Annotated in this window: 10 protein-coding genes and 1 pseudogene; 2 read left to right on the top strand and 9 right to left on the bottom strand. The window is 47.8% G+C overall.

Going from position 1 to position 13,463, the window contains the following annotated elements:
• Positions 1 to 4 precede the first annotated feature (4 nt).
• The 6 genes from B5F91_RS01490 to pheT all read right to left on the bottom strand — a co-directional run bounded on the left by B5F91_RS01490 (position 5) and on the right by pheT (position 8,345).
• Positions 5 to 526, bottom strand: a complete 522-nt coding sequence (locus B5F91_RS01490; RefSeq protein WP_087427337.1) for an acetyl-CoA carboxylase biotin carboxyl carrier protein subunit — start codon at positions 524 to 526, stop codon at positions 5 to 7.
• 11 nt (positions 527 to 537) lie between these two features.
• Complete coding sequence (gene accC / locus B5F91_RS01485; protein WP_087427336.1) at positions 538 to 2,049, bottom strand: acetyl-CoA carboxylase biotin carboxylase subunit; 1,512 nt, start codon at positions 2,047 to 2,049, stop codon at positions 538 to 540.
• Positions 2,050 to 2,538: 489 nt separating this feature from the next.
• Entirely contained in the window at positions 2,539 to 3,681 is a 1,143-nt protein-coding gene (locus B5F91_RS01480) for a DUF362 domain-containing protein (protein ID WP_087427335.1), read from the bottom strand.
• A gap of 118 nt (positions 3,682 to 3,799) precedes the next feature.
• On the bottom strand, positions 3,800 to 4,705 hold the full coding sequence (locus tag B5F91_RS01475) for a metallophosphoesterase (RefSeq protein WP_239416171.1): 906 nt from the start codon (positions 4,703 to 4,705) through the stop codon (positions 3,800 to 3,802).
• A gap of 296 nt (positions 4,706 to 5,001) precedes the next feature.
• Positions 5,002 to 5,733, bottom strand: coding sequence for a YebC/PmpR family DNA-binding transcriptional regulator (locus B5F91_RS01470; protein ID WP_087427333.1), 732 nt, complete (start codon positions 5,731 to 5,733; stop codon positions 5,002 to 5,004).
• 149 nt (positions 5,734 to 5,882) lie between these two features.
• Positions 5,883 to 8,345, bottom strand: a complete 2,463-nt coding sequence (gene pheT / locus B5F91_RS01465) for a phenylalanine--tRNA ligase subunit beta (protein ID WP_087427435.1) — start codon at positions 8,343 to 8,345, stop codon at positions 5,883 to 5,885.
• 284 nt (positions 8,346 to 8,629) lie between these two features.
• On the opposite strand from pheT, the gene crcB reads away from it, so the two are divergent.
• Both crcB and B5F91_RS01455 read left to right on the top strand, forming a co-directional pair.
• Positions 8,630 to 9,016 (top strand): fluoride efflux transporter CrcB, encoded by a 387-nt coding sequence (gene crcB / locus B5F91_RS01460; protein WP_087427332.1) that lies wholly within the window; start codon positions 8,630 to 8,632, stop codon positions 9,014 to 9,016.
• Between the two features lie 133 nt (positions 9,017 to 9,149).
• Complete coding sequence (locus tag B5F91_RS01455; RefSeq protein WP_087427331.1) at positions 9,150 to 9,950, top strand: RNA methyltransferase; 801 nt, start codon at positions 9,150 to 9,152, stop codon at positions 9,948 to 9,950.
• A gap of 135 nt (positions 9,951 to 10,085) precedes the next feature.
• Here B5F91_RS01455 and B5F91_RS01450 read toward each other — a convergent pair whose 3' ends face one another.
• The 3 genes and pseudogenes from B5F91_RS01450 to B5F91_RS01440 form a co-directional block, all read right to left on the bottom strand.
• Positions 10,086 to 11,201: an ABC transporter permease gene (locus B5F91_RS01450; protein ID WP_087427330.1), complete on the bottom strand. Its 1,116-nt coding sequence runs from the start codon at positions 11,199 to 11,201 to the stop codon at positions 10,086 to 10,088.
• A 292-nt stretch (positions 11,202 to 11,493) separates the two neighbouring features.
• Complete coding sequence (locus tag B5F91_RS01445; RefSeq protein ID WP_087427329.1) at positions 11,494 to 12,597, bottom strand: ABC transporter permease; 1,104 nt, start codon at positions 12,595 to 12,597, stop codon at positions 11,494 to 11,496.
• A gap of 145 nt (positions 12,598 to 12,742) precedes the next feature.
• A pseudogene (locus B5F91_RS01440) lies at positions 12,743 to 13,459 on the bottom strand (ABC transporter ATP-binding protein); the annotation flags it as partial.
• Positions 13,460 to 13,463 lie beyond the last annotated feature (4 nt).

Below are 13,463 nucleotides of genomic sequence, written 5' to 3'. Positions count from 1 at the left end.
TATATCAATTTTCTTCTTCATCTATCACATCAAGCGTCATAATCACCTGATTGCTGTTTACCGAATCTCCTTCATTCACCAGAATCTCTTTCACTACACACGGGCTGTTTACCTTGTAGTTACTTTGCATCTTCATGGCTTCGATTACTGCAACAATGTCACCTGCTTCCAATCGGTCGCCTGCCTTTACCGGTATTTTCACGACTTTACCCGGCATCGGAGAGATAATCTTATCTTGTTGTTTCTCATCGGCTCCCTTACGCATCCGCAAATACTTCGCCTGCGAATCGATGATGTCAATATTATACGATTGATAGTGTGCATTAACCGTATAGCTCTTTCCGCCTTCTTTACGAATCAACTCTGCATTGTATGATTTCCCGTTATGCAAAATAGAACAACTTCCGTTCTCTGCCATTACAATGTCTACATCGTAAGGAACACCGTCAATGGTAAGCTGGACTTTATTGCCCTCTTTACTCACCAATGTAACATCAGCCACTCTGTCTCCTATATGTATTTCCATATCTTAAATCCTTAAATTCGTAATACTCCTTTCTTCAATCCGAATTCACGCCAACGGCTAATCAAGCGGTTATCTGATACACCCGATTTGTTTTCCTCCAAGTTCATCAGATAGTCGATATAGGCAGCTATCAAAGCGATATTCTCGGTATCTTCTTCTTTCTTTCCTGCCCAACGGCGCAACATGTCCTGATGTTTCGGTATAAATAAGGTATTGTAATGACCTTCTACAAAATCAGGCACATTCATGATATGGCGCAAATAAGCAATGTTGGTTTTCAGACCCGTAATGCGATATTCATACAACACACGGCGCATGCGTTCAATTGCAAACTGACGGGTAGTAGCCCATACAATCAGCTTACCAATCATCGGGTCGTAATAAATAGGAATTTCATATCCGTCGTACACATAACTATCGATACGCACACCGATACCGTTCGGCTCGGTCAGTTGACGGATAATGCCCGGAGAAGGCATAAAATTATTTTCGGTATCTTCGGCACAAATACGGCACTCAATGGCATGGCCACGTTGTTTCAAATCTTCTTGCTTGAAATGAAGAATTTCACCGTTTGCGATACGAAGCTGTTCTTTTACCAAATCCACACCTACCACTTCTTCTGTAATCGGATGCTCTACCTGAAGACGGGTATTCATTTCAAGGAAATAGAAATTGCGGTGCTTGTCAACCAAAAACTCGATTGTGCCCGCACCTTTGTAATGGACTGCCTTAGCCGCAGCTACAGCCGCCTCTCCCATCTTCTGGCGAAGTTCCGGAGTAACAAAAGGCGAAGGAGTTTCCTCTACAATCTTCTGGTTACGGCGCTGGATAGAACATTCACGCTCGAACAAATGAACGGCATTACCGTAATTATCGCCCAAAATCTGGAACTCAATATGATGAGGTTCTTCTACAAACTTTTCCAGATAAACCGTATCATCGCCGAAAGAAGACATCGACTCGGAACGGGCAGTATTGTAAGCCTCTTCCACTTCGTCTTCACTATGAATCAAACGCATGCCTTTTCCGCCTCCGCCCATCGAAGCCTTCAGCATTACCGGATAACCAATACGGTTACAGATTTCCTTGGCTTCTTCCACACTTTGCAAAGGCTGCTCTGTTCCAGGAACAACGGGAACGCCTGCCGCAATCATGTGCTTACGTGCCGAAATCTTATCACCCATCGCATCCATCGTTTCAGGATCCGGACCGATGAAGATGATTCCTTCTTCACGGCAACGCCGTGCAAACTCTGAATTTTCCGACAAGAAACCATATCCCGGATGAATGGCATCGGCTCCATGACGCTTAGCCGCCATGATAATCTTGTCTATATTCAAATAACTGTCGCGTGAAGCCGCAGGGCCAATCAAGCAAGCTTCATCCGCGTATGATACGTGGCGAGCCGTTCTGTCGGCTTCAGAAAATACTGCTACGGTGCGTATGCCCATTTCGCGGCACGAACGCATTACACGCACAGCAATTTCACCACGGTTAGCGATTAATACTTTGTGTATCATGCTTTATCTTTTTAATTTTGTTCTCACTTTTATTTATTGATTGCTACTTTTGCAATCGGGTATTTATATGCGTTATCCGTCCGCACATAAAACCCAAATCTGTGCAAAAGTAACAAAAAAAAACGATTCACCCCCATATCTGCCATTTTTTTTAAGCTTTGCTGCATAAATAGAAAAATAACACCAGCCTCCCCTACCTCAGTTTCTTAGAAACGACAACTCTAGTTTACAAAAAAAGACAATCTGAAAATCCAGTTGCAACAGTTCCCTTCATTTACTATATATAACTGACTTTGTGGAACGATTACTAATCGTACTCGTGAACGATTAGTAATCGTACTTGATACGCAGATATATTTAAACGGAGAATATTATAACTGAGCTTTCGGACTAAGCCGCAAAAAGCAGGACGCAAAGCTGAAAAGCGCATAAAAGACATAGCAATTTAGCCAAATCCTTTATGCGCTTTTTCTTATAAGATAACAAATCTTACTTCACATGTATCAATTCATAATTACGGTTGCCCAATCCGATTTTTTCGGCATGAGCCAAACAAGTCTTATACTCTGTATTCGGATTGGTATTATCGAAATGGTCGTGACGGTCGTGGAAATGAGGACTTGCCATTTCATCCGTCAATTGGCTATTGGGTAAAGGAGTCTGCTTCAAGCAAGCGTCTACACATGCCTGGTCTAAAGCCAACGGATCGAAAGATGCGAATATGCCCACATCCGGTATAATCGGAGTATCATTGCCCGAATGGCAATCACATGTAGGCGAGACATCACATATCAATGAAATATGGAAATTCGGCCTGCCGTAAACCACGGCTTTTGTATATTCAGCCATCCGGCAATTCAATTCTTTGATAGCTGCATCTTGAGCAAAACCGATTGCATCAAAATTGCATGCCCCGATACAACGTCCGCATCCTACGCAATTGTCTTGATTAACAGACATCTTCTTTCGTTCCTCGTCAAAAACAAGACCGTCGTTGGCACATTCGCGCATACATCTTTTACAACCGCGGCAAGCATCTTGGTCGATTACCGGTTTGCCATTGCAATGCTGGTCTTTCTTTCCTGCTCTCGAACCACATCCCATACCGATGTTCTTTATTGTACCTCCAAAACCGGTCATTTCATGTCCTTTGAAGTGAGTAAGCGAAATAAAAATATCGGCATCCATCACGGCACGGCCTATTCTTGCTTCTTTCACATATTCGCCTCCGACAACCGGAACTGCTATATCATCCGTACCTTTCAATCCGTCACCGATAATCACCGGACATCCTACAGTCAAAGGCGTAAAACCGTTCTCCCATGCACAATACAGATGCTCAATGGCATTCTTACGGCTTCCGGGATACAAGGTATTACAATCGGTAAGGAAAGGCTTTCCACCACATTGCTTTACCAAATCCACCACAGCCCGCGCATAATTCGGACGAAGGAAACTCAAGTTTCCAAGTTCGCCAAAATGCATCTTGATAGCGACAAACTTCCCGTCCAAATCTATCGAGGTCATGCCTGCCGCCTTTATCAATCTTTTCAATTTATCAGCCGGTCCTTCATCGGGCTTACACCGGAAATCTGTATAAAAAACCTTGCTTTTTGTTTTTACATCATTCATTGTCTTATTCCTTTTTCGATACCGCAAAGATAATCGAAAATAACATTGCAGACAATAAAAAACACAGATTAACACAAATACTCTAATCTGCATTAATCTGTGTCTCAAATGTGATTTTTCATTTTGTGCGGCGTACTGTATGAAGCACTTTGCCTTCCTTATCCATCATATACAAACAAAGTTCTTTCTTGTCAAGCGTAATGAGTGAAAAGCCAGTAGCTCCGCTACAGAATTGAGTGCCATCGATGGGTTTTACTTCACGTGCCAATGAGCCGGAAGTATTCACTACATAGTCAATCTTACTGTCCGGCTTACGGATGTGCTGGAAATTATGGATATGGCCACATACATACATATCTACATTGCCATGTTTTCGCAAAATAGAGTCTACCCGCTTCTGCATATCAGAACGTTCACTCTCATTTTTATCTGTATCGGCATAAATAGGATGATGCCCTACCACCATTACCCAGTCTTCTTTAGCAGAAGCAAGTACCGAATCCAACCATGCCAACTGCTTGTCCATATCTTGCTTGCCTGCATCGGGGTATTTTTCGGTATCTTCGCGGTATTTATCAAGTAAAGGTGCCGTATCAATCAGTACCAGACGGATAGTCGCCCCGTCTTCTTCCATTACTTTTGTATAATATCGTGCCGGCATTTCCCAACGTGCACTGATGTTGCTATAATCAATTACGGCTTGTGTATTGCCACGGTATTCATGATTACCCAAAACAGGATACCAAGGCAACATCAAATCGGGATGACTGTATATCAGTTCATAATTGGTCATCCACAAAGGGTCTTGCACACTACGTACTCCCTCAAAGTGGTGCACATCACCGGCAGCGACCACAAATTCGATATCAATGGTTTCTGCCATTTTCCCCATCAATTCAGCGATTGTTTTTTGGTCATAATAGCCATTGCGACCCAAATCGTTTGCCAAATAAAAGTTCAATGGTTTCTCTAAAGATTTCCAAACAGTTGCATCTTGTGCAAAAGCGACTACAGCCGCCAGCATTAGGAATAATGATATTCCAAGTCTTTTCATTGTTTTCATTTGCGTAAAAATAAATGTTGATTAATTATGATGCGACAAAATTAGAAGTCAAATCTGAATTAAAACTGAAAATACTCGTTCATAATCACAATGATTCAGATTACGCATATCTAAACGTGAATATGGAAAGGCTATACACCACCCGCCTTTTAAAATAAAATCTGTAATCTCAAAAAAAATACTCGACCACTGAATAAACAATGGTCGAGCAATATATTATTGTTATGTTATCTGAATTTTATCAGACAATAATATTTTTATTCTTCTTCCGGCTTCATATTAGTATAAACCGTCTGTACGTCATCGAACTCTTCGAGACGTTCCACCATTTTGTTAATGGTTTCGCGTTGCTCAGGAGTCACGTCCTTCTGGTCATTCGGAATATAAGTGAACTCACCTCCAACATCCTCGAATCCGCATTCTTCCAAATGTTTCTGGATAGCGGCATAGCTCTTCGGGTCGCCATAGATAGTAATGGTGCCTTCTTCGGGATCTTCATCGTATTCATCGTCCACATCATAATCGATGAGGTCAAGAATCAGTTCTTCCATATCCAAGCCGTCTTTTTTCTTGAAAGTGAATACACACTTGTGGTCGAAAAGGAAAGCCAGAGAACCTGTCGTACCCAAGTTTCCGCCGAACTTATTGAATACCGAACGCACATCAGCTACGGTACGGGTCGTGTTATCAGTCAAGGTATCTACGAAGATAGCCACCCCATGAGGCCCGTATCCTTCGTATGTCATTCCTTTGTATTCGCTCTGGTCTTTTCCCATCGCATTCTTAATGGCACGTTCAATATTGTCCTTCGGCATGTTTTCACGCTTACAAGTCGCGATAACCGAACGCAAAGTCGGGTTGTTTTCAGGTTCGGGTCCGCCTGCCTTTACCGCAATAGCGATTTGTTTGCCCAAACGTGTAAATGTTTTGGCCATGTGACCCCATCTTTTCAATTTTGTCGCTTTTCTATATTCAAACGCTCTTCCCATTGGATTTATGTTTTTAAATGTTATAGTAATAATGATTGAACACTGAGACACAAAGGCACAGAGTTCTTTATTTTAAAAGGACAAAGCACACAAAGGATACTTTATAATTCCTCTGTGTTTTTGTGTCTCTGTGTTCAAATATAATAGATTTATCTCAATTTCGCTCCCAACTTATTTTCCAAGTTTTGCACGAGCTTACCCATCAGCTTGTCTATCTGCTTATCGTTCAACGTAGCGTTTTCGTCCTGAAGGGTGAAGCTGACCGCATAACTCTTCTTTCCAGCCTCAAGGTTCTTGCCTTCGTACACATCGAAAAGTTCTACGCTCTTCAAGAGCTTCTTGTCGGTTTCGTAAGCAATCTTCTCAATGTCGGCAAAAGGCACGTTCTTGTCGAGCAAAAGCGCCAAGTCGCGCTTTACAGCCGGATACTTGGAAAGTTCTTTGTAAGTCACCGCATTGTTCTTAATGGCTTTCATCAGTTCCTTCCAATTCAAGTCAGCATAATATACTTCGTTTTCGATGCCTGACCTCTTCAGAAGTTTCTTGTGCAGGATACCAAGGGTAGCCAACAACTTTCCGCCACGGGTATGTACGGAAATGGCAGCGGCATAAATGTCATCACTCAACGTACCGAAAACCAACGCACCGAAATTCACACCTAAACGACGGAAAATGTTCAGCACGTATGCTTTCAATTCGTAGACAGACGAATCCTCATCGGGATGCGCCCATGAGTTGCTCACTCGTTTTCCGGTCAACCACAATCCCAAATGCAATTCTTCGGAATAAGGAGCCAAAGCTTTCTCCGGATTCCGTTTCTCCGCATTGTAATGATAGCAATTACCGAACTCGAAGAACTTCAAGTCGGCGTTCTTACGGTTGGCATTGTGCTCGATGCTTTCCAGTCCGCCGAACAAAAGCGTCGCACGCAATACGTTCAAGTCGTTGCTTAACGGGTTCATCAGACGCACCAGATTTTCGGGCTTATACGTTTCCAGCCCTTCGTAATAAGTCGATGCCGTAAGCGAATTGTTCAGGATTTCATTGAATCCGCATCCTACCAATTGTTCGGATACAAGGTTTTGAAGTTTCACCGACTTGTCTTCGGCACCTTCCACGCTCAGACACGCTTTCACCGAAGTAGGTATCTCTACATTATTATATCCGTAAATACGCAAGATGTCTTCCACCACATCACACGGACGCTGTACGTCTACACGGTAAGGAGGCACCAGCAACGAAAGCCCTTCTTCACTCTCGCCCGCAATCTTCATCTCCAAGCTCGAAACGATACGCTTTATCATTTCGGCGGGAATGTCTTTTCCTATCAACGAATTGACATATCCGTAAGAAAGTTCTACGGGAAAATCAGCTATCGGTTCTGGATAATTATCCTTAATGTCGCAAGCTATTTCGCCTCCGGCAAGCTCTTTTACCAAGATAGCGGCTTCTTTCAAGGCATAAATCACACCGTTCGGGTCGATGCCACGCTCGAAACGGAACGAAGAATCGGTACTTAATCCTTGGCGGCGTGCGGTCTTGCGTACCCACGTGGGATGAAAATAAGCACTTTCCAAGAACACGTTCTTTGTTTCTTCAGTCGTACCCGAATCGAGTCCGCCGAACACACCCGCGATACACATCGGCTCTTCGGCGTTACAAATCATCAGGTCGCGTTCCGATAACTTATGCTCCACACCGTCCAGCGTCACGAAAGGAGTGCCTTCCGCTACGGTCTTCACCACAATCTTTCCGCCTTTAATCTTGTCGGCATCGAAGCAGTGCATCGGCTGACCGTAAGCGTGAAGGATATAATTGGTGATGTCCACGATGTTATTAATCGGACGCAAGCCAATTGCCTTCAATTTATTCTGAAGCCATTCAGGGCTTTCCTTCACCGTAACGTTGCGTACTACGACTCCCGCATAACGCGGACAAGCCTCGGTGTTTTCTACCACTACATCAATGTTCAGTTCGTGATTGTCCACCGCAAAAGCTTCCACCGACGGGCGTTTCAAGGTAGCTTCGTATCCGTTCTGAACCAGCCAAGCGTACAAGTCACATGCCACACCGTAGTGCGAACAAGCATCCGCACGGTTGGGCGTAATGTCCACTTCCAGCACATAATCGCTCTTGATATTGTAATAATCCTTCGCCAATGTGCCTGGCACAACGTCATCGGGCAACACGATAATACCTTCATGACTGGTGCCGATGCCGATTTCGTCTTCGGCGCAAATCATTCCGTTCGATTCTACGCCCCGAAGCTTTGATTTCTTGATGGTTATACACTCGTCTCCGTCATAGAGCTTGGTACCCAAGGTAGCTACTACCACCTTCTGCCCTGCTGCCACATTCGATGCGCCGCACACGATTTGCACGGGTTCGCCTTGACCCAAATCTACCGTTGTGATGTGCATGTGGTCAGAATTGGGATGCGGTTCGCAGGTCAGCACTTTTCCGATGACCAAGCCTTCCAGTCCGCCTTTAATCGACTGGACTTCTTCCACTTCTCCTGTTTCCAGCCCGATAGAGGTAAGCGCAGCCGCCACCTGTTCGGGAGTCAGGTCGAAGTTGACATATTCTTTTAGCCAATTATACGAAATATTCATATAGGTATGTTTTTTGTATATTTCCTTATTTTTGATGCGCAAAGTTACAATAAATATTTGGGATAAAGCGAGAAAGAACGGTGATTTTTCATAGAAGCCTCTGAAAGGGAGATTTCCGAAAAGATATTTTCGTACCTTTGCGCCCGAAAAACTTAATGAATTATTGAAACGCAGATTTTCGCAGATTAACGCGGATTTTATTTTTCGCCACTGGTGATACAGGTTAAAAACAATTGATAATCTGCGAAAATCTGCGTTAATCTGCGTTTTTAACTCAACCGATTATGACTAAAATACTGATAACCGTTTTCTTGGGAGGAGGACTCGGAAGCCTGATGCGCTATGGGGTGCAGGCGGCGATGCACGGACGCATTTCGCCCTTCCTCTTCCCGTGGGCTACGCTCAGCGTGAACATCCTCGGAAGTTTCCTTATCGGAATGTTCTATGTCCTCTCCGCCCGATTCAATTTGTCCGACGAGACGCGGCTTTTCCTCACCACGGGACTTTGCGGAGGATTCACCACCTTTTCCACCTTCAGCCACGAAGGAATGACGCTCATCCGACAAGGCAATTACGGCACCTTCTTGCTCTACGTCACCCTAAGCGTGGCATTGGGCGTGGCGGCGGCTTTCGCCGGAGGCTGGGCAGGAACAATGCTTCACGGAAAATGATTTTTGAAACGCAGATTTTCGCAGATTAACGCGGTTTTTTATTTTTCACCACTGATTGCACAGATAAAAAACGATTTATAATCTGCGAAAATCTGCGTTAATCTGCGTTTCAACAAAACCACAAGAAATAAATATGAATAAACTCATCGAACTGACTTCGCTGGACCAGCCTGGAGCGGACGTGTTCAGCACCCTGACCGAAGCTCAACTGCGCAACCGGTTAGAACCTGAGAAAGGCGTGTTTATCGCCGAAAGCCCGAAAGTCATCCGCGTAGCGCTGGATGCGGGATACGAACCTACAGCACTCCTTTGCGAACGGAAACACCTCACGGGAGACGCTTCCGACATTCTCGCCCGATGCCCGGACATTCCAGTCTATACAGGCGAAAGGGAATTGCTCGCCCGCCTGACGGGATACGTCCTGACACGAGGCGTACTCTGCGCCATGCGCCGCCCACGGATGAAAAGCGTGGAAGAAATATGCGAGGACGCGCGGCGCATCGTTATTATTAAAGGAGTGACCGACACCACCAACATCGGAGCTATCTTCCGCTCTGCCGCCGCATTGGGCATCGATGCCGTATTGCTTACTCCCGATTCGTGCGACCCGCTGAACCGCCGTGCCGTGCGGGTATCAATGGGGTCGGTGTTCCTCATCCCGTGGACATGGATAGACACGCCGCTCTCCGACCTCCGCCGCTTGGGATTCCGCACCGCCGCAATGGCACTCTCCGATGATTCCATTCCGCTCGATGCGCCCGTCCTGAAGCAAGAGCCTCGCCTGGCGTTGATTATGGGAACCGAAGGCGACGGGCTTCCGCACGACACTATCGCCGAAGCCGACTATACGGTACGCATCCCAATGGCGCACGGAGTGGACTCGCTCAACGTAGCCGCCGCATCCGCCGTTGCTTTTTGGGAGTTAAGGAAATAATAAACGCAGAGACGCAAAAGCGCAGAGTTATTTATTGGAGAGAAAGCAAAGGACACAGAGAGAAATATCAAAACCTCCGTGTTCTTTGCCTTCTCAGAAAATAATACTCTGCGCTTTTGCGTCTCTGCGTTTAAACTAACTCTTCTTCTTATAACTCACCACCGCCCAGACATTGAACACGAGGGCGAAGCCGCAGAGCCAGCCGAACGGGGAAAGCATCTCGGCGAAACCGCTTCCTTTCAGGTAAACAAGGCGCATCGCCCCGGCGAAATACTGCAACGGATTAATGGCAGTGGCACGCTGCATCCACAGGGGCATACTCTCCACGGGCGTGAAGAGCCCCGATGTCAACATCATAATCACCAGAAAGAAAAACATCACGAACATCGCCTGCTGCATCGTGTCGGAATAGTTGGAGATGACCATGCCGATGCCGGTCGTTACAAATACGTAGACGAGCGTAAAGAGCAGAATCGTCAGCAAGTTCCCCACGGGCGCTACACCGTGCACCAGCCATCCGAAGGTCATTCCGAAGGCGAGGGCGATGAAACCGATAATCCAATTGGGCATCAGCTTGGCGAGAATAAACAGACGCTTCGACACGGGCGACACATTGATTTGCTCGATAGTTCCCGCTTCCTTCTCGCCCACGATGTTGAGGGCGGTCAAGGCGCACCCCAGTATGGTGAGTAACATCATAATCAGTCCGGGCACCATGAAGACCTTATACTCTAATTCGGGATTGAAGCGGTAACGGATGCGCACATCAGGCAGAAGCTCGGCGACCGCCGAGGTATTCGCCCCGCCCGAAAGCGGACGTATCTCCTGATTATAATCCCTAACGACCGACGCGAGGTATTGCGCCCCCAACGCTCCCCGCGTGCCGTTCACCGAATTGGCAGCAATCAGCACCTGCGCCGCCCCGTCCCGATAGAGGTCGCGCTCAAAATCCTGCGGAATCTGAAACACGATGTCCGCATCGCCCGTCTCAACGCTCCGCATCGCCTCCTCGTAGGTGGGCGACACGTCGGCGAGGCGGAAGTAGCCCGAATCGGACGCTTTTTGCACCAGCCTTTCCGATAGAGGGCTGTGGTCTTGGTCGACCACCGCCAGTTTCACGTCCTGCACATCCTGATTCGTAACGAAAGGAAATATCACAATCGTCATAATCGGCATCACAAATATCAGCTTCGACAAGAATTTGTTGCGAAGTATCTGCTTGAACTCTTTTTCCAATAAATATTTCAGCATACGTTCCCAGTTTTTTGAGTCCTTAAGTTATTCAATTCTTTATTGCCCGTCCCCAGCGGGGACAACGCTAATCCGGCAGGATTTATCCTGTCCCCGGCGGGGAAAGTGCTTATCCGTCCCGATTAGCTCCGTCCCCGGCGGGGAAAGTGCTTATCCTGTAGGATTTGTCCTGTCCCCAGCGGGGACGATACTTATAATTTTCCGCAAGCTCTGTCCCCGCCGGGGACAACGCTTAAAATTTTCTGTAAGCACTGTCCCCGCTTCGGATGACACTTATAATTTTCTGCAAGTGCTATCCGAGGCGTATCTTGAACTTCTTCCACGCGACAGCGACCAGCACCGCCGCCATCGCAAGCAACACGCATAGCTCGACGGCGAAACACGACGCGTCCACGCCCTGAATCATTATCTTACGCATCGCCGAGATGTACCAACGGGCGGGAATGAGGTCGGCTATCCAGCGCAACGCCGCGGGCATGCTCTCTAATGGGAATATCAGCCCTGAAAAGACCAGCGTGGGCATCATCAGCCCTACGCCGGAAGCGAGAAGCGCCGCCATTTGCGAGTCGACCAGCGTGGAAATAAGCAAACCCAACGACAGTGCCACGACGATGAAGACCGCGGATACCACCGCCAGCCACAGCAGGCTCCCGCGGATGGGGACACCCATCACGAACACCGCGAGGAGGAGTATCGTGACGACGTTGGTCACCGATAGCGTGAAGTAAGGCGTCATCTTCGAGAGGATGATGTGGATAGGCCGCATCGGGGAGGCGAGCAGGATTTCCATGGTTCCCGTCTCCTTCTCGCGGACGATAGAGACGCTGGTCATCATCGCGCAGATGAGCATCAGCACCACGCCCATTACGCCGGGCACGAAATTGTACGCGCTCTCGCCTTGCGGGTTGTAGAGCATCCGCGTTACGACGTCGATGCGCGTCGGTACGCGGCTTTGCTCCAACAGTTCGGCTTGATAGGAGGAGAGCACGCCTTGCGCGTAGCTCGTCAGGAGCGACGCTTGGTTCGGGTCGGTTCCGTCGGCTATCAGCTGGATACTCGCCTCGCCGCTGGGCATATCGGAGGCGAAACGCTCGCTAAAGACCACCACGAGGCCGATATCGCCACTTTTAAACACCTCGCCGATTTCATCGGGCGAATCGAGTTCGCGGACTACGGTAAAATATTCGCTCGCCTGAATCCGCTCGATGACGCGGCGCGTCTCCGTGTCCTTCGACGGGTCGAACACCGCCACCCGCGCGTCGTTCAGCTCCGTCTTGATGGCGTAGCCCAACAGCAGCACCAGCATCAGCGGCATGATGAGCAGGATAAGCAAGGTGCGCCGGTCGCGGAATATCTGGCGGAACTCTTTTCGTACAAATGATAGGAATTGTTTCATATTTTTTCTTTTATAAACGCAGAGACGCAAAAGCGCAGAGTTTCTTTTTTCGAGAGAGCGAAGCGCACAGAGAAGGGTGACTTTTGCGGATTTTGCCTTCTCTAAAAAATAATTCTTTGCGCTTTTGCGTCTCTGCGTTTGCTTTTTAATCTGACTTACGGACAGCTTTTCTCGCCAATTGCTGGAAAACCTCGTCCATCGTGGCGGCTTGGAAGCGGGCGCGCAGCCGCTCGGGCGTGTCCAACGCCTCAATCCGCCCGTCCACCATGATAGAGACGCGATCGCAATACTCTGCCTCATCCATGTAATGCGTGGTGACGAAAACCGTGATGCCTCTGTCCGCCGCGCGGTAGATTAACTCCCAAAATTGGCGGCGGGTGACGGGGTCGACACCTCCGGTGGGTTCATCGAGGAAGACGACACGCGGTTCGTGGAAGATGGAGACCGAGAACGCGAGTTTCTGCTTCCAGCCGAGCGGCAGAGCACGCACGAACGTATCGCGCACCGACTCGAATCCCAAATCGGTGAGCATCTCGTCCGTCTTCCGGGCTATTTCCTTATCCTTCATCCCGTAGATGCCGCCGAAAAGACGTAAGTTCTCCCAGATTTTCAAATCCTCGTAAAGCGAGAACCGCTGGCTCATATAACCGATGTGTTTCTTCACTTCCTCCGCCTCGGTGGCGATATCGAAGCCAGCCACGCGCCCTTCGCCCGCGGTGGGCACGCTGAGTCCGCAAAGCATGCGCATCGCGGTGGTCTTCCCCGCCCCGTTCGCTCCCAAGAAGCCGAATATCTCGCCCCGCCTCACGTTGAACGAAATGCGGTCGACAGCGGTAAACGTCCCGAAGCGTTTGGTCAGCTCGCGG

Source organism: Bacteroides sp. An322, assembly GCF_002161765.1.
Taxonomy (GTDB): Bacteria; Bacteroidota; Bacteroidia; order Bacteroidales; family Bacteroidaceae; genus Phocaeicola; species Phocaeicola merdavium.
The sequence above is the reverse complement of the archived record's forward strand: the minus strand, read 5'-3'. Positions and strand labels throughout refer to the sequence as shown.